This window comes from Cryobacterium ruanii (assembly GCF_004404055.1).
Lineage (GTDB): Bacteria > Actinomycetota > Actinomycetes > Actinomycetales > Microbacteriaceae > Cryobacterium > Cryobacterium ruanii.
This window is the reverse complement of sequence record NZ_SOHK01000015.1, coordinates 127,187-148,594: the sequence shown is the minus strand read 5'-3', so window position 1 is coordinate 148,594 and position 21,408 is coordinate 127,187. Positions and strand designations below refer to the sequence as shown.

Genomic DNA, 21,408 nt, shown 5'->3' with positions numbered 1-21,408 from the left:
GATGGTACAGGTTCCGCGAAACCCCGCTTCCCGCACCCGGCCGGCCACGCAGACCCCGCGCAGCACGAGCGAGCCCCGCACCAGTGCCCACCAGACGCCCAGTGCCCACCAGACGCCCAGCGCCCACCAGACGCCCAGTGCCCACCAGACGCCTCGCCAGACGCCCAGTGCCCACCAGACGCCCAGTGCCCACCAGACGCCCGGCGCGCGCCAAGCCGGGCGCCCGACGCGGATACCGGAGGCGCCGGCAGCGGAAACACCGGGCGGGCCATCCGTTCGAATCAACCTCGGTCGGGTGTTCAAGGCTGAGGGCGGCAATTACTTTCTGCTGCTCGGCACGACCCTGTTTTTGGTCATTTTCGGCCTGGTCATGGTGCTGTCGTCGTCGTCGGTCGACTCGTTCCTGGCCGATATGGGCTTCTTCGGCGGTCTGCTGCGCCAGGGTATGTTCGCGCTGATCGGCATTCCGCTGATGCTCGTGGTGAGCCGGCTGCCGCTCGCATTCTGGCGGCGGGTGGCCTGGCCGTCACTGCTGATCACCTGTTTTCTGCAGTTTCTCGTCGTGGGTACCGGGCTCGGCCGTGGCACCGGTGGTAACACCAACTGGCTGAACATCGGCGGTATCCAGTTTCAACCGTCCGAGGGCATCAAGGTGGCCCTCATCATCTGGCTCGGCATGATCCTTTCGCAGAAACAGCACAAGCTCGACGACTGGAAGCACGTGTTCATTCCCGTTTTCGGCGTCGGCGGCGGCGCCGTACTGCTCGTCATGATCGGCGGTGACCTCGGAACCGCCATGATCATGGCCAGCATCCTGTTCGGCGCACTGTTCTTCGCCGGAGTCAAACTGCGCCTGCTCGCGGTGCCGCTGATGGTCGGTGTGGGTGGCGCGGTGCTGCTGGCCATCGTGAGCCCCAACCGGCTGACCCGCATCATGAGCTTTCTCAACGAGGGTTGCACCGAACTCAGCGGCGAGATCTCCGCGAGCTGCTGGCAACCGCTGCACGGTACCTGGGCGCTGGCCAATGGCGGCGTGTTAGGTGTGGGCCTCGGCAATTCCAAGGCCAAGTGGTCCTGGCTGCCGGCCGCCGACAACGACTACATTTTCGCCATTATCGGTGAAGAGCTCGGCCTGATCGGCTGCGTCGTCGTGCTCGGCATGTTCATCCTGCTGGCCTTCGCCTTCCTGCGCATCATGCGAACGGCCACGACCGTGCAGGCGAAGGTCTCGACGGCCGCCGTCATGGTCTGGATCATCGGGCAGGCCTTGGTCAACATCGGCGTCGTGCTCGGGGTGTTCCCGGTGCTGGGGGTACCGTTGCCGCTCATCTCGGCCGGTGGTACCGCCCTGCTCACCACCCTCGTCGCGATCGGCATCGTGCTCTCTTTCGCGCGCGGCGACCGCTCGAGCGAACCGCAGAGCGATTTCCACCAGAACGATTTTCGCGACACCGATCGTGTTGAGGCTGACCGGTCATGACAACGTACCTGCTGGCGGGCGGCGGAACCGCCGGCCACGTCAACCCCCTGCTCGCCGTCGCCGACCGCATTCGCGCCACCGAAACGGATGCCACGGTGCTGGTTCTCGGCACCGCCGAGGGTCTCGAGGCGCGCCTGGTCCCGGCCCGCGGCTACGAGCTCATCGTCGTTCCCCGGGTTCCGTTTCCGCGCCGACCGAACCGGGCGGCCCTGCGCTTTCTGCCGCGTTTTACTGCGGCGGTGAGTGCGGTCACGGAGGTGATCCGCACGCGCCGCGTCGACGTGGTCGTCGGCTTTGGCGGTTACGTGTCGACGCCGGCCTACCTCGCGGCCCGGCGGGCCGCGGTACCGATCGTCATCCACGAGGCCAACGCCAAGCCGGGACTGGCCAACAAACTCGGCGCCCGCCTGACCCGGCACGTCGGTGTCGCCTTCGCCGGCACGCCCATTCGGCATGCCCGCGTCGTCGGAATGCCGCTCCGGCCTGAAATCGAAGAACTCGATTGTTCGGCGACCAGGCCCGCAGCCCTCGCCTTCTTCGCGCTCGCCCCCGACCGGCCCGTGCTGCTCGTCACCGGCGGGTCGCTCGGTGCGCGTCGGTTGAACGCCACCATGGTCGAGTCCGCTCCCGCCATCGTCGCCGCAGGCTGGCAGGTGCTGCACATCACCGGCCTCAAGGCCGAGGTCGTCGACTCCGGCCTGCCCCACTACCACCTGCTCTCCTACTGCGACCGGATGGACCTCGCCCTTGCCGCGGCTGATTTCGCCGTCACCCGGGCGGGAGCTGCGACGGTGAGCGAACTGTGCGCGCTCGGCATTCCCGCCGTGTACGTGCCATACCCGGTCGGTAACGGTGAGCAACGCTTCAACGCCACACCGGTACTGGTGGCCGGAGGGGGCGTGCTGATCGACGACAAGGACTTCGTGCCCGCCTGGGTGCAGGGCGAGCTGGTGGCCCTGTTGGGTGACCGGGCGCGGCTGGCGGCGCTGAAGCGGGGGGCGGCATCCGTTGGCGCACGCGACGGGACGGCCCGCATGCTCGACCTCATCCACGGCGCTCTTGCGTCGTGATCCGCAGGTCGCACGCGTAACGTAGTGCCCGCACGAACTGTTTCACCAGCTGCACATGTATTAGCTGCACATCCATCAGCTACAACCGAGAAGAGCGCACTCCCGTGATCAAACCAGACCTCACCCTGACCATTCCCGACCAGCTCGGAAGTGTGCACTTCGTGGGCATCGGCGGATCCGGCATGAGCGGCATCGCTCGCCTTTTCTTGAACCGCGGCTACACGGTCACCGGCTCCGACGTGAAAGAATCACCCAATGTCACTGCGCTGCGCGAACTCGGCGCGACCGTGTTCATCGGGCACGACGCGGCCAACGTCGGCGCCGCCGACACGCTCGTCGTCACCGGGGCGCTCTGGCAGGACAACCCCGAGTACGTGCTCGCGAATGAACGCGGCCTGCCGGTGTTGCACCGCGCGCAAGCCCTGGCCTGGCTCATTCGCGCCCAGCGCCTCGTTGCGGTGGCCGGCGCGCACGGCAAGACCACCTCGACCGGAATGATCGTGACCGGGCTGCTCGGCCTCGGCCAGGACCCGAGCTTCGTCAACGGCGGTGTGATCGAATCGCTCGGGGTCAGCTCCGCGAGCGGCGCCGACGACCTGTTCGTGGTCGAAGCCGACGAATCCGACGGCTCCTTTCTGCTGTACCACACGGCGGTTGCGCTGGTCACGAACGTCGATCCCGACCACCTCGACCACTACGGCTCGCTCGAAGCCTTCGAGGCAGCCTTCGTCGAATTCAGCCGCAACGCGAGCGAACTCGTCGTCATCTCCTCCGACGACGTCGGCGCGGTGCGGGTCACCGCAACGATCGCGGCAGCGGATGCCTCCGCCCGCGTGATCACGTTCGGCGAGCACCCCGATTCCACCGCGCGCGTGCACTCCATCACCACGACCGGCCCGGTGAGCTTCAGCGTCGCCTGGCAGGGCCAGGATTACAGCGCCACCCTGCGCATCCCCGGCAAGCACAACGCCATCAACGCGGCCGGCGCCTTCGCCGTGTTGGTCGGCCTCGGCTTCGACCCCGCGGCCAGCCTTGACGCCATCGCCGGTTTCGGTGGCACCCAGCGTCGGTTCGAACTGCACGGCACGGTCAAGGGCGTCAGCGTCTACGACGACTATGCCCACCACCCGACCGAGGTCGCCGCCGCGCTGGCTGCGGCCCGCACCGTCGTGGGTGAGGGCCGCATCATCGCCGTGCACCAGCCGCACCTGTACAGCCGTACCCGCCTGTTCGCGCAGGAATTCGCGGAGACCCTCGAGGCCTTTGCCGACCAGACCATCGTGCTCGGCGTCTACGGCGCCCGTGAAGATCCTGAGCCCGGCGTGACCGGCGCACTCGTGTCGGAGCGGTTCCGCGACCCGTCCCACGTCGCCTACGTGCCCGACTGGCAGGATGCCGCCGACTACCTGGCCAGCATCGCCCGCGCTGGGGACTTCGTCGTGACCCTCGGCTGCGGTGACGTGGATCGCATCGTGCCTCAGCTGCTCGTCTCGCTCGAAAAAGTACGCGGATGAGGCGGTGGTGAGGCGGCCGGCCGGCTTCAACCGCCCCGCGCGGCCAATACCCGAGCCGGCCCGCGCGCCGAATCCGGCCCCGAAACCGGCGACGAAAGTGCCTCGCACCAAGCCCCTGTCCGGAGCACGCGCCGATTCCGCCGCCGCAGCGTCGGTTCGGCCGCCGAACACTCCTGCACCGGCGAAGCCGAAGGGCGCCCGCGGCGGTACGCCCGACCGCGCACGCACGCCGAAAGCCTTCGATTCTTCGGACACGACGACGGAACCGATCGTGTTGACCGGGGGAGACGTATCCGCTTCGCCGTTCACTGTGGTTCCCGCACCGATCGTGCGACCGGCCGTTGCGCCGGCCGCGGAGCCGGAACCGACCTCGGAGCGCTCCGGTGGCACGGCGGGAGCACGCGCGGCCCGGTCGGTACTGCGAGCGGCCCAGCGCGCCCGTAAACGCTTCGAACGGGCCGAGGTGCGGCGGTTCACCGGGCGTGCCCGGCGCAGGCGCACCGCGTGGATCGTCGGTCTGGGCTCTATCGTTTTTGCCTTCGGCCTCATTATCGGCGCGGCCTACTCACCCCTGATGGCCCTGCGCACGATCGAGGTCGTCGGTACCAGCCGTATACCCGCGACGGATGTCTCGGCGGCCCTCACCGGCCAGCTCGGAACACCGCTGCCGCTCATCGATTCCGACGTGGTGAAGGGTGAACTGTCGGAGTTTACTCTCATTCAGAGCTATGTCACCGAGAGTCGCCCGCCCGGAACGCTCGTGGTGCGCATCGTCGAGCGGGTGCCGGTGGGTGTGCTCGCCGGACCGACCGGCTTCGACCTGGTCGATGCCGCCGGCGTTGTCATCGAAACGACGCCGGAACGCACCGCGGGCTACCCGCTTATCGACGCCCCGGATGGCATCGACAGTGCCGGGTTCAAAGCCGCCGCCGCGGTGCTCGCCGTGCTGCCAGAGACCATCCGCAGCCAATTGGATACCGTGACCGCGGTCACCACCGACGACGTCACCCTGAGCCTGCTCGGCGGTGAACGAGTGGTCTGGGGAAGCCCGGAGAAATCCGAGTACAAGGCCGTAGTGCTCGCCGCACTGCTCGTGGGGCACCCGGCCGGCACCGTCAACGAGTACGACGTCTCCTCGCCCGACAGCGCCGTGTTGCGTTAGGTCGCACCTTGTTTGCACTGGATTCGGCGAGTTCTTCACGACACGCGGGCGCACCTCCCCAACGAGGCGGCGTGCCCGCCTACTTTCGTAATCAGGAATTGCATACTCAGCATAACTTTAAACTTCGACTAGAGGTTTAGGGTTCCACCCGGAGGCCGGACGTGTCAAACAATCAAAATTATCTAGCCGTCATCAAGGTTGTCGGTATCGGCGGTGGCGGCGTCAATGCCGTCAACCGCATGATCGAACTGGGCCTCCGCGGTGTCGAGTTCATCGCCATCAATACGGATGCCCAGGCCCTGCTCATGAGCGATGCCGACGTCAAACTCGACGTCGGTCGCGACCTCACGCGCGGTCTTGGTGCGGGCGCTGACCCCGAGGTGGGTCGCCGAGCCGCCGAGGACCACGCCGAAGAGATCGAAGAAGCCCTCGCCGGGGCCGACATGGTCTTCGTCACCGCCGGCGAGGGTGGCGGTACCGGGACCGGTGGCGCTCCCGTCGTCGCCCGCATCGCCAAGTCGATCGGCGCCCTGACCATCGGTGTCGTCACCAAGCCGTTCGGCTTCGAGGGCAAGCGTCGCCAGGCCCAGGCCGAGACCGGTGTGGCCTCGCTCAAGAACGAGGTCGACACGCTCATCGTCGTGCCGAACGACCGCCTGCTGGAAATCAGCGACCGCGGTATCAGCATGCTTGAAGCTTTCGCGACCGCCGACCAGGTGCTCCTCGCCGGTGTGCAGGGCATCACCGATCTGATCACCACCCCCGGCCTGATCAACCTCGACTTCGCCGACGTCAAGTCGGTCATGCAGGGTGCCGGCTCGGCGCTCATGGGCATCGGCTCCGCTCGCGGTGCCGACCGCGCAATCAAGGCAGCCGAACTAGCCGTGGCCTCGCCGCTGCTGGAAGCCTCGATCGACGGCGCCCACGGCGTGCTCCTGTCGATCCAGGGCGGGTCCAACCTCGGTATCTTCGAGATCAATGATGCGGCGCGCCTCGTGCAGGAAGCCGTGCACCCCGAAGCCAACATCATCTTCGGTGCCGTCATCGACGACACCCTCGGTGACGAGGTGCGGGTTACCGTCATCGCGGCCGGCTTCGACGGCGGCGAGCCCGGCGCCAAAGCGGTGGAAGTGCGGCGCGCCGACCTCGTCGCCGCGGGCATCGCGGCTGGAGCCGGCACGGTTACGGCCGGAGCGGGGGCATCCGCGGGCAACGCCGCCGGAGCCGCGGCGACCGACTCGGGCAGCTACAGCGATGGCGAGCTCGCGGCCTCCGTCTGGGGCGGCTCCGACTCGGCCAACGGCGTGACCGTGGCCGACCCGGCGTTTGAAGAAGAAGCCGACGACCTGGACATCCCCGACTTCCTGAAATAAAAGCGATCCACTTGTCCCGGGGCCGACGCCAGTCGTACGGCCTCGGGATGTCGCAATTTCTCCGCACGCAACGAACAGAGCAGCATGAGAATGGTATCTCCCGACGCAGAACCGTCCGGCATGGTTCCCGATGACCTCGCCGCCCGGCTGCACGGCGTGCGCGCCGGCATCATCGACGCCGCACGTTTGGCCGATCGTGATCCGGCCGGCATCACCACGATCGTGGTCACCAAATTTCATCCCGTGGCTCTGATCGAAGAGTTGTACGCGCTCGGCGAGCGCAACATGGGGGAGAACCGGCACCAGGAGGCGCAGTCCAAGGCGGCGCTGCTCGGTGATCTCGACCTCGTCTGGCACTTCGTCGGGCAGGTGCAGGGCAAGAAGGCACGCCAGGTGCGGGCATACGCCGATGTCATCCACTCGGTTGATCGTGAGTCACTTGTGACCGCGCTGGGCTCGGCTGAATCGATCCGTGACTGCTTCATCCAGGTGAATCTCACCGATGACGCGGCGCGCGGCGGTGTGGATCCGCTGAACCTGCCGGCGCTCGTCGACACCGTTCTGGCTGCTCCCGGGCTGCGTCTGCTCGGCCTCATGGCCGTGGCCCCGCTCGCGGAGGAACCGCGCCGGGCCTTCGCACGGGTGCGCGAACTCAGCGAGCAGATTCGTACGCAGGCCCCGGCCGCCATCGCACTGTCCATGGGCATGAGCCAGGACTATGCGGCGGCCGTGCTCGAAGGGGCGACACACCTAAGAATTGGCACCGCAATCACCGGCAATCGCCCGGTGCTCGGTTAATCTCGAAATAGCAAACCAACACGGAGGTCGACATGTCCAACCCGCTCAAGAAAACCATGGTCTATCTGGGTCTGGCAGACGAAGAGCTGGAGTACCAGGCCCCGGCCGGTGCTTCCAACAACGGTGCTTCCAATACCAACGGTGCTGCCACCCACGGCTCCACCACCCATGTCAGTGCCGTTCCGACACGCGGACACGACAGTGTCGCCCACTCCAACGCGGCCCAGAACCATGTTGGGCGAGCGCCGGTGACCCCGCTGCGAAAGACTTCGACCCCCCAGGATGTGGCTGCGTCTGAAATGAATGAAATCCTCACGGTTCACCCGCGCGCCTACAAGGACGCCCAGGTCATCGCCGAATCCTTCCGCGAAGGAATCCCGGTCATCATCAACCTGTCGCAGATGAGCGACGGGGATGCTCGCCGCCTCATCGACTTCGCGAGCGGCCTGTCACAGGGCCTGTACGGCAAGATCGAGCGCGTCACCGCCAAGGTCTTCCTGCTCTCACCATCCCACGTCGTCGTCTCCGGCGACAGCACCACCGAAGAGGGCGCTGAGGACAGCTCCTTCTTCGCGCAAGGCTAGACTTAGGTGTGACTGGTATACCGATCCTGGGGAATCTTCTCTATTTCCTGTTCTTCATGTATTTCCTCGTGCTGTGGGGTCGATTCATCATCGATCTCGTGCGCGGAGTCAACCGGGCATGGCGTCCTCAGGGCGTCCTGCTCGTTGGTGTTGAACTGGTCTATACACTGACCGATCCGCCGGTACGTTTCTTCCGCCGCCTGGTCCCGCCGCTTCGCATCGGGCCCATCGCTTTGGATTTCGGCTTCACGCTGACGATGCTTTGCTGCATCGTAGGTATGTCCTTGTCGGGCTTACTGTAATCGTCCAACCGGGGCATGTATCCTTGTCGGATGGCCCGTCTCGAGCTGTACTCGCTCGTCGGCAGCCCGTAGTCAATCCAGTACCTGAGTCACTCATCGGCTCAAGTCAGTCAAATGTTCACAATAAATTCAAGTTTTGAGGGTGGAAAGCCATGGCGCTAACTCCGGAAGATGTAGTCAACAAAAGGTTCCAGTCGACCAAGTTCCGTGAGGGATACGACCAGGACGAGGTCGATGACTTTCTCGACGAGGTCGTCGTCGAACTGCGTCGCCTGACCAAGGAGAACGAAGAACTGCGCGGCCAGGTCGGCGGCGCTCCTGCCCCCGCCGCCGAGTCCGAGCCGGCCGTCGCCATTTCGTCCGAGCCGGTCGTCGTCGAACCCGTCGTCGCCGCTACGATCGCAGCTGTCGCCGCCACACCGATCGACGAGACGGCCGGTACGACCAACCTGCTGCAGCTGGCTCGCCGCCTGCACGAAGAGCACGTCAAGGAAGGCGCCGACAAGCGCGACACCCTGATCGCGGAAGGGCACGCCACTGCGGCTCGCGTCATCGCTGAAGCCGAGACCCAGCAGCGTATCCAGCTGCAGAAGCTCGACCAAGAGCGTTTCACCCTCGAAGGCAAGATCGACGAGTTGCGTACATTCGAGCGCGAATACCGATTGAAGCTCAAGAGCTACATCGAGGGTCAGCTGCACGACCTCGACGCGAGCTCGGTCGGCTCCCCGGCTGACGCCAACGCGCCGAAGCCCAGCTTCCAGGGCTTTGGAGCCTAGGGCACGAACGAAGAAGCGTTGGCGAGCGCTTATCGTTCTAGCCCTCGTCGCGCTGGGCATTTACGCGCTCGATCAATACAGCAAGTACCTCGTTGTCGCTTCGATGACCGAGGGTTCCGTGATTCGGGTTCTGAACGACCTGCTGCAACTGCATTTCGTTCGGAACCCGGGCGCGGCGTTCTCCCTAGCGAGCGGCTCCACCTGGATCTTCTCGATCATCGCCGCCGCCGTCGTGGTGTTCATCTTTTGGTTCGCCCGCCGCATCCGCTCACTGGCCTGGGGTTTCGTCTTCGGACTGCTCCTCGGCGGTGTGCTCGGTAATCTGACCGACCGATTGCTGCGTGAACCCGGCTTCGGCGTGGGGCACGTGGTCGACTTCATCTCGACCCCCTGGCTGTTGCCGGCAATCTACAATGTCGCCGATATGGCCATCGTCACAAGCATGGCCATCTTCATGATCCTGACCATCCGCGGCATCGGCCTCGATGGAAACAAGGTCGTGGCTGTCAACAAGACCGCCGCAGTGCCTGACGAAACTGCAGTGCCTATCGAAACTGCAATGCCAATCGAAACTGCTGTGCTTGTCGAAACTGCAGTGCCTATCGAAACTGCTGTGCTTGTCGAAACTGCAGTGCCTATCGAAACTGCTGTGCTTGTCGAAACTGCCGTGCCACTCGAAATTCCCCTTCATCAAACGGATGCTGTGAGCCCCGATACCAAGACCCGCGACCCCCTGACCCGCGACCGACCGGCCCCCGGGGCCGAGGCCCGGCCGTGACCGGTTCGCTCGATCTGAGCACGCCACCGGAACGGAGATCGCTTCCGCTCCCGGACGGCCTGGAGGGCGTGCGCGTCGATGCCGGACTGGCCAAGCTGTTCGGCTTCTCCCGCAGCTTCGCCGCCGAAGTCTCCGAGGCCGGCGGCGTCGTGCTCGACGGCACCGTTGTCGGCAAGTCCGACCGGTTGCGGGCCGGCAGCTGGATCGAAGTGACCTGGCAACCCAAACAGCCGGTGCGCATCATCCCCATCGCCGTACCCGACCTCACCGTCGTGCACGACGACGAGAGCATCGTCGTCATCAACAAGCCCGCTGGCGTCGCCGCCCACCCGAGCGTCGGCTGGACCGGACCGACCGTTCCCGGCGCCCTCGCGGCCGCCGGCTACCGCATCGCCACCTCGGGCGCTGCCGAACGTGCCGGCATCGTGCACCGCCTCGATGTGGGAACAAGCGGCCTTATGGTCGTAGCCAAGTCGGAAACGGCCTATGTCGCGCTCAAGAAGGCGTTCCACGACCGGGAGGTGGAGAAGATCTACCACGCCGTCGTGCAGGGGCACCCTGACCCGCTCACCGGAACCATCGACGCACCGATCGGCCGCCATCCGCGGTCGGACTGGAAATTCGCGGTCATGGCCGACGGCAAGCATTCGATCACCCACTACGAGACCCTTGAAGCCTTCCCCTCCGCCTCGCTGCTCGAGGTGCACCTGGAGACCGGGCGAACCCACCAGATCCGGGTGCACATGACCGCGCAGCGGCATCCGTGTGTCGGCGACGCCATGTACGGCGCCGATCCGTCGATCACAGCCCGGCTCGGACTGAAACGCCAATGGCTGCACGCGAAGCAGCTGGCCTTCACCCACCCGGACACCCACGCATGGGTCACCTACAACGCCGACTACCCGGCCGACCTCAACCACGCTCTGGCAGTGCTGCGCGGAGACTGACCCGTGGCTCGTCCCTAACCGTTCCATCAAATCGTCGGAGTCATTGTGAGTAACCCGGTCACCGCCACCGATTCGTTCGTGCACCTGCACGTGCACAGCGAATATTCCATGCTGGACGGTGCGGCACGGGTGAAACCCTTGATCAAAGCTGCGGTCGAGCAGGGGATGCCGGCGGTTGCGATCACCGACCACGGCAACGTGTTCGGTGCCTTCGACTTCTGGAAGAGCGCAACCGACGCCGGCATCAAACCCATCATCGGCACGGAGGCGTACATCACCCCCGGCACCGATCGCCGCGACAAGACCCGGGTGCGCTGGGGTACGAGCGGGCAGAACCGTGACGACGTCGGTGGAGCCGGCTCGTACACCCACATGACGCTGCTCTCCGAGAACACCGCGGGCATGCACAACCTGTTCCGGCTCTCTTCGAAGGCGAGCCTCGAGGGCTACTACTTCAAACCGCGCATGGACCGCGAACTGCTCAGCCAGTACTCGAAGGGCCTGATCGGAACGACCGGCTGCGTCGGTGGCGAAGTGCAGACCCGCCTGCGCCTCGGTCAGTACGCGGAGGCGAAGAAAGCCGCCGGTGATTTTCAGGACATCTTCGGTAAGGAGAACTTCTTCTGCGAGATCATGGACCACGGCATCGACATCGAACGCCGCACCATGACCGACCTGCTCAAGCTCGCCAAGGAACTCGACCTGCCGCTGCTGGCCAGCAACGACCTGCACTACACCCACGCGCACGACGCCACCGCCCACGCCGCCCTGCTGTGCGTGCAGTCGGCGTCGACCCTCGATGACCCGAACCGGTTCAAGTTCGACTCCAACGAGTTCTACCTCAAGACTGCCGCTCAGATGCGGCACTTGTTTCGCGACCACCCCGAATCCTGCGACAATACGCTGCTCATCGCCGAGCGCTGCGAGGTGGAATTCAATACCAAAGCCAACTACATGCCCCGCTTTCCCTGCCCGGAGGGCGAGAACGAGGAGAGCTGGTTCATCAAGGAGAACGAGATCGGGCTGGCCAAACGCTACCCGAAGGGCATCCCCGACGACGTGCGCAAGCGTGCCGACTACGAAATCGGGATCATCGTGCAGATGGGGTTTCCCGGCTACTTTCTCGTCGTCGCCGACTTCATCATGTGGTCTAAGCAGCAGGGCATCCGCGTCGGCCCCGGCCGCGGCTCGGGCGCCGGCTCGATGGTCGCCTACGCGATGGGCATCACCGACCTCGACCCGCTCGTGCACGGGCTCATCTTCGAACGATTCCTAAACCCCGACCGCGTCTCCATGCCCGACTTCGACGTCGACTTCGACGAGCGTCGCCGCGGCGAGGTCATTAAGTACGTCACCGAGAAGTACGGTGAGGAACGCGTCGCCCAGATCGTCACCTACGGCACGATCAAAGCCAAGCAGGCCCTGAAAGACGCCTCCCGCGTGCTCGGCTTTCCGTTCGGCATGGGTGACAAACTCACCAAGGCCATGCCGCCGGCCATCATGGGCAAGGACGTGCCGCTCACCGGCATGTTCGACAAGGACCACCCGCGTTACCGCGAGGCAGCCGATTTTCGCGCTGTCATCGAGAGCGACCCCGAAGCCCGCACCGTCTTCGACACCGCCCTCGGCCTCGAAAACCTGAAACGTCAGTGGGGCGTGCACGCCGCCGGCGTGATCATGTCGAGCGACCCCCTGATCGACATCATTCCGATCATGAAGCGTGAAGCGGATGGTCAGGTCGTAACGCAATTTGATTACCCGGCTTCCGAAGCCCTCGGACTGATCAAGATGGACTTCCTGGGGCTGCGCAACCTCACCATCATCGACGACACCCTCGATAACATAGCCGTCAATCGCGGTCACCGGCCCGTGCTCGAAGACCTCGGGCTCGAAGACCCCGCCGCCTACGAACTGCTCGCCCGCGGCGACACTCTCGGCGTGTTCCAGCTCGACGGCGGGCCGATGCGCGCCCTACTTCGGCTGATGAAGCCCGACAACTTCGAAGACATCTCCGCCGTCATCGCCCTATACCGTCCGGGGCCCATGGGTGCCAACTCGCACACTAACTACGCGCTGCGCAAGACCGGTGTGCAGGAGATCATGCCCATCCACAAGGAGCTCGAAGAGCCCCTCAGGGACGTCATCGGCACCACCTACGGCCTGATCGTGTACCAGGAGCAGGTCATGTCGATCGCGCAGGTACTCGCCGGCTTCACGCTCGGTGAAGCTGACCTGCTGCGCCGCGCCATGGGTAAGAAGAAGAAGTCCGAGCTGGACAAGCAGTTCGAGGGCTTCTCGAAGGGCATGCAGGACCGCGGCTACTCCATGGACGCTGTCACCACGGTCTGGAACATCCTGCTGCCGTTCTCCGACTACGCCTTCAACAAGGCGCACTCGGCCGCCTACGGCGTGCTCTCCTACTGGACCGCTTATCTCAAGGCCGTCTACCCGGCCGAATACATGGCGGCCCTGCTCACGAGCGTCGGGGACTCCCGGGACAAACTTGCGCTCTACCTCAACGAGTGCCGCCGCATGGGCATCCAGGTGCTGGCGCCCGACGTTAACGAGTCGATCGGGTTCTTCGCCGCGGTGGGCACCGACATCCGCTTTGGTCTGGGCGCTGTGCGCAACGTCGGTTTCAACGTGGTCGAAGCCATTCGCGGCGCGCGTGAGGAGAAGGGACGATTCGAGTCATTCCACGATTTTCTCCGCAAGGTGCCGCTGCAAGTCGCCAACAAGCGCACGATCGAATCGCTCGTCAAGGCCGGGGCGTTCGACTCGCTCGGCGCGACCCGGCGCGGCATGGTCGAGATTCATGAATCGGCGGTCGAATCGGCCGTCAAGATCAAGCGGGAGGAGAGCAACGGCAATGTCGGGTTCGACTTCGACAGCCTGTTCGACGAACCGCAGGACACCGAGCAGGTGCCAGACCGGCCCGAATGGAGCAAGAAGGAGAAGCTCGCCTACGAACGCGACATGCTCGGACTGTACGTGTCCGACCATCCGCTCGCCGGGCTGGAAATACCGCTTGCCAAGCACGCCAGCACCACGATCGCTGACCTGATCGCGTCCGAGTCGACCGAAGACGGCGACACGGTGACCGTGGCCGGCCTGATCACGAGCGTGCAGCACCGCATCGCCAAGAAATCGGGCAACCAGTACGGCATGATCCAGGTCGAGGACTTCGGCGGTGAGATCACCGCGATGTTCATGGGCAAGGCCTACCTCGAGTTCGCGCCCGAACTGATCAGCGACTCGGTCGTGGTCGTGCGCGGTCGGGTCAGCCTGCGCGACGACGGAATGAACCTGCACGCGTTCAGCGTGTTCCAGCCGGAACTCGGCCAGGGTTCAGACCAGAGCACGGTCTCGATCACGGTGGGGGAGGCCCGCGCGACCACCGACACGGTGAGTGCGCTCGGCGAGATCCTCAAGCGCCATGCCGGCGATGCCGAGGTACGACTCAAACTGGTCAAGGGTGATGTGGCGCGGGTGTTCGAGCTGCCGCACCGGGTGAAGGTGAGCGCCGACCTGTTCGGCGAGCTCAAAAGCATTCTCGGCCCCAGCTGCCTCACCTGAACTCGTCTGCACGGACCGCAGTGCACTGACAGGATGCCCGCCTAGGCTGGAACCATGCACAAGCGTGAGCCGATCTACTCGACCGCTATCGGCGCCGGGCGCACCCTGTTCGGACTGCTCCGGGTGCGCCAGACCACCACCGGGCTCCCGCAGCTGCCGGCCACCGGCGGCGCTGTGCTTGCCATCACCCACTTCGGCTACCTAGACTTCGCCCTGGTCGAGTGGGTCACCTGGCTGCACAACCGCCGGCGCATCCGCTTCATGGCCAAGAAGGGTGCCTTCGACCAGCCGCTACTGGGCACGCTGCTGCGCGGAATGAAACACATTTCGGTCGATATGGAGAGCGGCGGGGAGGCCTACGCCGAGGCCGTGGCGGCTCTGCGCATTGGTGAACTGCTCGGCGTGTTCCCCGAAGGCGGCGTCAATGCCTCGTTCACCGTACGCGAACTCAAGACCGGTGCGGTGCGCATGGCGCAGGCCGCGAACGTGCCGATCATCCCGGTCGCCGTGTGGGGCGGGCACCGTCTCATGACCAAGAACCACCGGTCAAAGCTGCGGGAGCGGTTCGGCGTGCCGGTGAGCATCCGCTTTGGTCAGCCTTTTTCAGCGGATGCCACCGCCCCGGCAGACCGCGACGTCGCGGCAACGACGCTGCGGCTCCACGACACCCTGCAGCAGCTCGTCGACGCGGTGCAGGCAGAGTACCCGGTGTCGGGCGCCGGCCACTGGTGGCAGCCCGCGCATCTCGGCGGGACCGCGCCAACCCCGGCCGAGGCTGCCGTCGTCGAGACAGAACGCCGCCGCCGCAGGGCGGCCGCTACGAAGCTGAGAGCCTAACCCCTAGCCATGACGTGATCAGTTGCAGTACTCGCAATCCAGACCGCCCCTATCAGCGAAGCTCGGCCGCCCGGAGGTGGCGGATGAGGGGGTTGGTAAAATCTTTCTGATCGGCGGTGAGTAACGTGTGCCCGGCGCCGGGAAGCATCACGAATGCGGCATCGGGTATCAAACGTGCGACGGCCTCGCCGTGAGCCACCGGAAAAATTGAGTCCATTTCGCCGTGCATGACGAGGGACGGGACCGACACGGTACCGAGGTCGCCGTGTCTGGGGTGTGTGAACTCCATGGCAGGGGGATTGGAGATTGTGGCGGCGATATCGTCGGCTCGATCTACGTCGCTAATGATGAACTGGCGGATTCGATCCTCGTCGAATCGGGGTGATAGGCCATCGCAGGCGCGAGTGTCCTCGAGGAGGTAATCAATAGCGGCCACTCTCGATTCGAGATCATCAGGGAGAACGGGAAAGGTACCGGTTCCGGAAGGAAGGTCTGGCGCCCCGGTGGTTGCCCCCATCAATGTCAGAGAGCGCAACCGGTCGGGGTGGTCGATGGCCAGAATAGTGGCGATCCCTGATCCCAGGGAGTGGCCGATCACGTGCGTGGAACGTAGACCGAGCGAGTCGCAGATACGCAAGGCATCGGCCGCCAATCGTGGGTGGAGTAGCCGGGGCGCCCGCGTGGAAAACTCGTCGACCGGCCGGTGTCCCGCTGGTCGTAACGGATCACGAAGAACCCAGAGGATGCGATCGCCTCGCAGACCTCGGCCGGCCACCACAGCATGGAGGCTGACATCCCGGCGATCAGAAGCACGGGAGGGTCACGTTGCTCTCCGTACATCTCGACGCAGAGCTCGACTTCGTCGAAGGTCACAATGGCATCGCTCAGGGTCGTCATGGGACCACATTACGAACAGTTCGCTTTTCAGGAAAGCGATGATCAACCTCGTTGCTGGGCATGCCGCTCCGCCGGTGCCCGAATCTGCGGAATGTGGGACAACGAGGCGCGGGTCGGCGGGGGTCATGTTTGTCACCTTCGACGCGGCTAGGGCATCTGCAAAGTTGGTTGCTGTCTCGAACCCGGCGCCGAAGGACAGGGATTGATCGCCCGTTCGTTGCAGCCTTGCTCGATTGGTCCTCTGTTACCCGGGGTATGGTTCGCGCCGAGTGGCTGGGCGCGCAGGTTGCCGAGACGTTCTATGACCTGGAAAGCTGCCAGCCCGAAAGCGTCGGTCTAGACGGCGGCGCCCGGTACTCGGTAGGTGCGCTCATGGTAGAGCAGGGCCTCATCGTCAGGGCCCATGCCACCACCCTCGATCTGCACGACGACGACGGCATTATTGTGCACCGACACCCGTTCGACGATGCGGCCGATCATCCAGCTGGTCACGCCCTCTAGCACCGGAAGTCCGTAGGGGCCGGGCTGCCAGTGCTCACCGACGAAGCGTTCGGTGTGCGGCCCGGCGAGTTTCTCGGCGACGCCTCGGTTGTGTGCGCCGAGCATGTGGATAACCACGCGGTCGGCGGCGGCGATCGACGCCCAGGAGCTCGCCGATCGGGCCATGTTGAACGTGGCGAGCGGCGGAACCGCGGAGAGCGACGCGAGGGACGTCGCAGTGAAGCCGACCGGGCTGCCGTCGGGGGCCAAGGTCGTTATCGCGGCGACCCCGGCGGCGTGACGGCGGAACGCGTGCTTGAACGCGGCGAGGTCGTCGGGGGCATTGGGGTCAGCGGCGAGTGGCGGGGCTGCGGCCAGCGTGATCGCGGGCACAGTAGTTACACAGGGTTCAACGTTGCTTTGCATTCTCATCCAACAATCTGTTTCAGTGCCAGCCTATTCCCGTGCGCTGATGGTTACGCCGGGTTCACGGATAGGCTGAGTCACGATGATTCAGACTATTGACCTTCGCGGGAGCGAGCCGACACCGGCCGCACTCCTGGCTTCCGTACCGCGCGCCCTCACGAGCGTCGCCGTCGCCGCCGACATCGCGGCCGAGCTCATCGCCGACGTGCGCGAGCGCGGCGAGGCGGCCCTGCTCGATCAGGCCGAACGCCTCGACCGGGTGCGCCCGGGCCAGGTGCGCGTTCCCGCCAGCCACATTGCCGACGCGATTGCCGGGCTCGACCCGGCCGTGCGTACGGCCATCACCGAGACCATCCGGCGGGTGCGCCTGGCCAGCGCCGCGCAGGTGCCCCCGCACCTGACGACCACGATCGAGGCCGGGGCCACGGTCACGCAGCGCTGGCAGCCGGTGAACCGGGTCGGCCTCTACGTTCCCGGCGGTAAGGCCGTCTACCCTTCGAGCGTCGTGATGAACGTCGTACCCGCCCAGGTCTCCGGCGTGCAGTCGATCGCTCTGGCTTCGCCACCTCAGAGCCACTTCGACGGCCGTGTACACCCGACCATCCTCGCTGTCGCCGGGCTGCTCGGCGTCGATGAGATCTACGCCATGGGCGGCGCCGGCGCGATCGGCGCCCTCGCCTACGGGGTCGCCGGTATCGGTCTCGAGCCGGTGCAGATCGTCACCGGACCCGGCAACGTCTACGTCGCCGCTGCCAAACGCCTCATTCGTGGGCAGGCCGGCATCGACTCCGAGGCCGGCCCCACCGATATCCTCGTGATAGCGGATGCCGCCGCCGACCCGCTGCTCATCGCTGCCGACCTGGTCAGCCAGGCGGAGCACGACGAACTGGCCGCGGCCGTGCTCGTGACCGATTCGCCCGACCTCGCCGACGCCGTCGCGGCGCGCCTGAGTGTGCTGGCGGCATCGACTTTTCACAGCGAACGGGTGACCGCGGCGCTGGGCGGCCGCCAGTCGGCGATCGTGCTCGTCGACGACCTGAAGGTCGCCGCCGCCTTCAGCAATGCGTTCGGACCGGAGCACCTCGAGATTCAGACCAGCGATCCCGATGCGGTGCTCGCCACCATCGAGAACGCCGGCGCGATCTTTCTCGGCCCATACTCGCCGGTGAGCCTCGGCGACTACGTCGCCGGCTCTAACCACGTGCTGCCGACCGGAGGCCAGGCCCGATTCTCGTCGGGCCTCGGCGCCTACACGTTCCTGCGTCCCCAGCAAATCGTGCGGTACAGCCGCCAGGCGCTTGAAGCGGTCGCCGAGCACATCGCGGCGCTCTCCAACGCGGAGGCCCTGCCGGCGCACGGCGACGCGGTCACCGCCCGGTTCCAATAAGCCCCCGGGCACGAGAGCGGGTGATGGCGCTTCGGCCCACCCGAAGCAAGCATTCACCGGCTTGCGCGAATAACTCTGGTTTGTGGACCGCTAGGCTGGCAGCACCATGTTTTGCCCGTTCTGTCGCCACCCCGATTCCCGAGTCGTCGACTCGCGCACGAGCGACGACGGACTGTCGATCCGACGCCGTCGGCAGTGCCCGGAGTGCGGCCGCCGCTTCAGCACCAGCGAGACTGCGAGCCTCAACATCATCAAGCGCAGCGGCGTTGTCGAACCGTTCAGTCGGGAGAAGATCGTCTCCGGCGTGCGTAAGGCCTGCCAGGGGCGGCCAGTGACGGACTCCGACCTCGCCATGCTGGCCCAGAAGGTCGAGGAGACCATCCGCCAGACCGGTGCCTCGCAGGTTGACGCCAACGATATCGGTCTGGCGATTCTGCCGCCGCTGCGTGACCTCGACGAGGTCGCCTACCTGCGCTTCGCGAGCGTCTACCAGGGTTTTGACTCGCTCGACGACTTCGAGAGCGCCATCACCCAGCTGCGCACCGAGCACACGATACGTTCGCAGACCCACACGGCGGCGGATGCCGCTCCGGTCGACACCGCACCCACCTCCAACAAACCTTAGGGCACGATGTATCCGCTGTTCTTCAAGCTCGTGCTCACCCGGATGGATCCCGAGCGCGCCCACCACCTGGCCTTCACCGTTATCCGGTTGCTGCCGAACCTCGGGATCGGGCGCCTCGTGCACCGGTTCACCCGCCCCCGCACCGATCTGAGCGTGAGAACGCTCGGCCTGCACTTCACGTCGCCGTTCGGCGTCGCGGCCGGCTTCGACAAAGACGGTGAGGCCGTGCTTGGGCTTGGCCAGCTCGGCTTCGGCCACATCGAGGTGGGCACACTCACCGCGCTCGCCCAGCCAGGCAACCCGAAACCTCGCCTGTTCCGGCTCGTGGCCGATGGCGCGATCATCAATCGCATGGGCTTCAACAACCACGGCGCCGCCGCGGCCGTTGTGCGGCTCACCCGGGTGCGTGCCGTCCGTGGCCGCCCGGTGCTCGGCATCAACATCGGCAAGAGTCGCGTCACCGCCGTCGAGGACGCCACGGCCGATTACCTGCGGAGCGCTCAAACCCTCGCCGCCGTCGCCGACTATCTCGTGGTCAACGTGAGTTCGCCCAACACGCCGGGCCTGCGCGGACTGCAGGAGCTGGACCAGTTGGCTCCGCTGCTGACGGCGGTCAAACGAGCCGCCGGCACCACCCCGCTGCTCGTGAAAATCGCCCCCGACCTCGAGGACGCCGAAGTCGCACGCATCGCTGCCCTCGCCGTCGAACTCGGCCTGGACGGCATCATCGCCACCAATACGACGATCTCCCGCACCGGTCTCAAAACGGATGCCGCCACCGTCGCCGCTGCCGGAGCAGGCGGGCTGTCCGGCGCCCCGCTGCACGCCCGGTCGCTCGCCATCCTGCAGCAGATTCGTGCCGTCGTGCCGCCCGAATTCTGCGTCATCTCGGTCGGCGGGGTGGACACGGCCGCCCAGGTGGCTGAACGCCTCGCCGCCGGCGCCACCCTCGTGCAGGGGTATACGGCGTTCCTCTACCGCGGTCCCCTGTGGGCCCGGCAGATCAACCGCGGACTCGACCGTATCCTGGCGCCTTCCGGCCCGTAACCACAGGTTCAGGCCGACCGGGCATCGAGCCGTTCTAGCGGAGGATATCCTCCCTTTGTCGTCATCCGTTCGAAACAAAGTCGAACTGGGACCGATACATGACACGCATACACTTCCACCTTGGGTTCTTCGTGCGCTTCGACAGCACCCGAGAACCAGTGTTTCAGCAACCACAGCAGCTGTATCCCTACAGCGCCCTTGCACCCTCGAGAGGAATCCCGCAATGACACCATCCAGAGGCTTGTTCACTCGTCGATCGGCAACCCGGGTGGTGCGCGGCGTAGCGGTCGCTGCCGTCCTGACGCTCTCCCTGGCAGCGTGTGCGGGCGGCGACGCGGAAGTGGCCGGGGCCGACAGCGGTGCGGCATCCTTCGGGGACGCGAGTATTCAGTTCAGCTGGATCAAGAACGCAGAATTCATGGGGGAGTACCTCGCCGATGAGAACGGATACTTCACCGAGGCGGGCTTCGACTCCGTCGACATGATCGAGGGGCCGGCTTCGATCGAAGCGGCCGTCATCTCGGGCAACGTCGACATGGGTATCGGCAACGCGATCTCGACCGGCACCATCATCGCCAACGAGGGTGCACCGCTGAAGATCATCGGCGCCACCTACCAGAAGAACCCGTTCACCATTCTTTCGCTGGCCGACAAGGGCAACATCGCGAGCCTTGACGACCTGAAGGGAAAGACCATCGGCGTCCAGGCCAGCAACCTGAGCCTCTGGGAGGCCTTCCTCGAGATCAACGACATCGACGAAGACTCGCTGACCACTCTTCCGGTGCAGTACGACCCGACCCCGCTGTTCAACGGCGAGGTCGACGGCTGGTTCTCCTACCTCACCAATGAATCCATCGACGCCGAACTGCTCGGACTCGACCCGGTGAACCTGCCGCTGGCCGACTTCGGCCTCCCCTTCGTGGCGGAGACGCTCACGGTCACCGACGACGCGATCAAGAACGACCGGGAGAAGCTCAAGGCTCTGCTCGTGGCCGAGATTCGCGGCTGGACCGACGCGATCAACGACCCGAAGGCCGCCGCGAAACTCACCCTCGACACCTACGGGCCGACCTTCGACCTGACGATCGAGAAGGAGACCCGGCAGGCCGAAATTCAGTCCGTCGACCTCGTCGTGAGCGCCGACACCCTCGCCAACGGCTTGTTCTCGATCAGCGACGAGTTGCAACAGCAGAGCATCGACACCCTCGCGGCGACCGGCCTCTCGATCACCGCGAGCGAGCTGTTTGACATGACGTTGCTCGACGAGGTCTACGCCGAAAACCCCGACCTGCTCGCCTACAGCAAGTAGCGGCAGCCGTCAGTATTGGGCATCCGTCCGAACGAGAAAG

20 protein-coding genes are annotated in these 21,408 nt (G+C 65.5%); 17 read left to right on the top strand and 3 right to left on the bottom strand.

The features are described from left to right. Position 1 precedes the first annotated feature (1 nt). The 13 genes from ftsW to E3T47_RS10255 all read left to right on the top strand — a co-directional run bounded on the left by ftsW (position 2) and on the right by E3T47_RS10255 (position 15,197). Positions 2 to 1,480: a putative lipid II flippase FtsW gene (gene ftsW, locus E3T47_RS10315; RefSeq protein WP_198416620.1), complete on the top strand. Its 1,479-nt coding sequence runs from the start codon at positions 2 to 4 to the stop codon at positions 1,478 to 1,480. Further along, on the top strand, positions 1,477 to 2,550 hold the full coding sequence (locus E3T47_RS10310; protein WP_134555982.1) for a UDP-N-acetylglucosamine--N-acetylmuramyl-(pentapeptide) pyrophosphoryl-undecaprenol N-acetylglucosamine transferase: 1,074 nt from the start codon (positions 1,477 to 1,479) through the stop codon (positions 2,548 to 2,550). Before ftsW ends, E3T47_RS10310 begins: the two co-directional genes overlap by 4 nt. Before the next feature lie 104 nt (positions 2,551 to 2,654). Then, positions 2,655 to 4,064: a UDP-N-acetylmuramate--L-alanine ligase gene (murC, locus tag E3T47_RS10305; protein ID WP_134555981.1), complete on the top strand. Its 1,410-nt coding sequence runs from the start codon at positions 2,655 to 2,657 to the stop codon at positions 4,062 to 4,064. Between the two features lie 97 nt (positions 4,065 to 4,161). Beyond that, positions 4,162 to 5,226 carry a cell division protein FtsQ/DivIB gene (locus tag E3T47_RS10300; RefSeq protein ID WP_241982161.1) on the top strand — a complete coding sequence of 355 codons (1,065 nt, stop codon included), beginning with the start codon at positions 4,162 to 4,164 and terminating at the stop codon, positions 5,224 to 5,226. Between the two features lie 161 nt (positions 5,227 to 5,387). Next, on the top strand, positions 5,388 to 6,599 hold the full coding sequence (ftsZ, locus tag E3T47_RS10295) for a cell division protein FtsZ (protein WP_134555980.1): 1,212 nt from the start codon (positions 5,388 to 5,390) through the stop codon (positions 6,597 to 6,599). Positions 6,600 to 6,689: 90 nt separating this feature from the next. Continuing rightward, complete coding sequence (locus E3T47_RS10290) at positions 6,690 to 7,397, top strand: YggS family pyridoxal phosphate-dependent enzyme (RefSeq protein WP_134555979.1); 708 nt, start codon at positions 6,690 to 6,692, stop codon at positions 7,395 to 7,397. A 32-nt stretch (positions 7,398 to 7,429) separates the two neighbouring features. Beyond that, positions 7,430 to 7,981, top strand: coding sequence for a cell division protein SepF (locus E3T47_RS10285; RefSeq protein ID WP_134555978.1), 552 nt, complete (start codon positions 7,430 to 7,432; stop codon positions 7,979 to 7,981). Between the two features lie 8 nt (positions 7,982 to 7,989). After that, positions 7,990 to 8,283 carry a YggT family protein gene (locus E3T47_RS10280; RefSeq protein WP_241982160.1) on the top strand — a complete coding sequence of 98 codons (294 nt, stop codon included), beginning with the start codon at positions 7,990 to 7,992 and terminating at the stop codon, positions 8,281 to 8,283. A gap of 152 nt (positions 8,284 to 8,435) precedes the next feature. Beyond that, positions 8,436 to 9,059, top strand: coding sequence for a DivIVA domain-containing protein (locus E3T47_RS10275; protein ID WP_134555977.1), 624 nt, complete (start codon positions 8,436 to 8,438; stop codon positions 9,057 to 9,059). Beyond that, the gene (lspA, locus tag E3T47_RS10270; RefSeq protein ID WP_134555976.1) at positions 9,049 to 9,837 is read left to right on the top strand and encodes a signal peptidase II; all 789 of its coding nucleotides are present in this window, start codon (positions 9,049 to 9,051) and stop codon (positions 9,835 to 9,837) included. Before E3T47_RS10275 ends, lspA begins: the two co-directional genes overlap by 11 nt. Continuing rightward, positions 9,834 to 10,784, top strand: coding sequence for an RluA family pseudouridine synthase (locus E3T47_RS10265; protein WP_241982159.1), 951 nt, complete (start codon positions 9,834 to 9,836; stop codon positions 10,782 to 10,784). The genes lspA and E3T47_RS10265 overlap by 4 nt, the downstream gene beginning before the upstream one ends. A 108-nt stretch (positions 10,785 to 10,892) precedes the next feature. Beyond that, positions 10,893 to 14,360: a DNA polymerase III subunit alpha gene (gene dnaE, locus E3T47_RS10260; protein WP_134556198.1), complete on the top strand. Its 3,468-nt coding sequence runs from the start codon at positions 10,893 to 10,895 to the stop codon at positions 14,358 to 14,360. A gap of 54 nt (positions 14,361 to 14,414) precedes the next feature. Beyond that, complete coding sequence (locus E3T47_RS10255; RefSeq protein ID WP_134555975.1) at positions 14,415 to 15,197, top strand: lysophospholipid acyltransferase family protein; 783 nt, start codon at positions 14,415 to 14,417, stop codon at positions 15,195 to 15,197. Positions 15,198 to 15,249: 52 nt separating this feature from the next. Here the strand turns inward: E3T47_RS10255 and E3T47_RS10250 are convergent, their stop codons facing one another. The 3 genes from E3T47_RS10250 to E3T47_RS10245 all read right to left on the bottom strand — a co-directional run bounded on the left by E3T47_RS10250 (position 15,250) and on the right by E3T47_RS10245 (position 16,967). Beyond that, the gene (locus tag E3T47_RS10250; RefSeq protein WP_166805691.1) at positions 15,250 to 15,834 is read right to left on the bottom strand and encodes an alpha/beta fold hydrolase; all 585 of its coding nucleotides are present in this window, start codon (positions 15,832 to 15,834) and stop codon (positions 15,250 to 15,252) included. Further along, positions 15,792 to 16,094, bottom strand: coding sequence for an alpha/beta fold hydrolase (locus E3T47_RS15910; RefSeq protein ID WP_166805690.1), 303 nt, complete (start codon positions 16,092 to 16,094; stop codon positions 15,792 to 15,794). Before E3T47_RS15910 ends, E3T47_RS10250 begins: the two co-directional genes overlap by 43 nt. A gap of 336 nt (positions 16,095 to 16,430) precedes the next feature. After that, a complete protein-coding gene (locus tag E3T47_RS10245; protein WP_422386485.1) occupies positions 16,431 to 16,967 on the bottom strand; it encodes a flavin reductase family protein in 537 nt (178 codons plus the stop codon). A gap of 115 nt (positions 16,968 to 17,082) precedes the next feature. Here E3T47_RS10245 and hisD point away from each other — a divergent pair, with 115 nt between their 5' ends. From hisD to E3T47_RS10225, 4 genes are all read left to right on the top strand, one after another. After that, complete coding sequence (gene hisD / locus E3T47_RS10240) at positions 17,083 to 18,387, top strand: histidinol dehydrogenase (RefSeq protein WP_134555972.1); 1,305 nt, start codon at positions 17,083 to 17,085, stop codon at positions 18,385 to 18,387. 106 nt (positions 18,388 to 18,493) lie between these two features. Then, positions 18,494 to 19,012 carry a transcriptional regulator NrdR gene (gene nrdR / locus E3T47_RS10235; protein ID WP_241982157.1) on the top strand — a complete coding sequence of 173 codons (519 nt, stop codon included), beginning with the start codon at positions 18,494 to 18,496 and terminating at the stop codon, positions 19,010 to 19,012. A gap of 6 nt (positions 19,013 to 19,018) precedes the next feature. Further along, positions 19,019 to 20,059, top strand: a complete 1,041-nt coding sequence (locus E3T47_RS10230; RefSeq protein ID WP_134555971.1) for a quinone-dependent dihydroorotate dehydrogenase — start codon at positions 19,019 to 19,021, stop codon at positions 20,057 to 20,059. A gap of 223 nt (positions 20,060 to 20,282) precedes the next feature. Beyond that, positions 20,283 to 21,368 carry an ABC transporter substrate-binding protein gene (locus E3T47_RS10225; protein ID WP_134555970.1) on the top strand — a complete coding sequence of 362 codons (1,086 nt, stop codon included), beginning with the start codon at positions 20,283 to 20,285 and terminating at the stop codon, positions 21,366 to 21,368. Positions 21,369 to 21,408: the final 40 nt, after the last annotated feature.

Bases quoted from the DNA above. Each gene is read 5' to 3' on its own strand.
- E3T47_RS10225 (WP_134555970.1), top strand. From the start codon at position 20,283: ATGACACCATCCAGAGGCTTGTTCACTCGTCGATCGGCAACCCGGGTG.
- dnaE (WP_134556198.1), top strand. From the start codon at position 10,893: ATGCTGGACGGTGCGGCACGGGTGAAACCCTTGATCAAAGCTGCGGTC.
- E3T47_RS15910 (WP_166805690.1), bottom strand. From the start codon at position 16,094: ATGACGACCCTGAGCGATGCCATTGTGACCTTCGACGAAGTCGAGCTC.
- E3T47_RS10290 (WP_134555979.1), top strand. From the start codon at position 6,690: ATGGTATCTCCCGACGCAGAACCGTCCGGCATGGTTCCCGATGACCTC.
- E3T47_RS10255 (WP_134555975.1), top strand. From the start codon at position 14,415: ATGCACAAGCGTGAGCCGATCTACTCGACCGCTATCGGCGCCGGGCGC.
- ftsW (WP_198416620.1), top strand. From the start codon at position 2: ATGGTACAGGTTCCGCGAAACCCCGCTTCCCGCACCCGGCCGGCCACG.
- E3T47_RS10310 (WP_134555982.1), top strand. From the start codon at position 1,477: ATGACAACGTACCTGCTGGCGGGCGGCGGAACCGCCGGCCACGTCAAC.
- E3T47_RS10285 (WP_134555978.1), top strand. From the start codon at position 7,430: ATGTCCAACCCGCTCAAGAAAACCATGGTCTATCTGGGTCTGGCAGAC.
- nrdR (WP_241982157.1), top strand. From the start codon at position 18,494: ATGTTTTGCCCGTTCTGTCGCCACCCCGATTCCCGAGTCGTCGACTCG.
- E3T47_RS10230 (WP_134555971.1), top strand. From the start codon at position 19,019: ATGTATCCGCTGTTCTTCAAGCTCGTGCTCACCCGGATGGATCCCGAG.
- hisD (WP_134555972.1), top strand. From the start codon at position 17,083: ATGATTCAGACTATTGACCTTCGCGGGAGCGAGCCGACACCGGCCGCA.
- E3T47_RS10275 (WP_134555977.1), top strand. From the start codon at position 8,436: ATGGCGCTAACTCCGGAAGATGTAGTCAACAAAAGGTTCCAGTCGACC.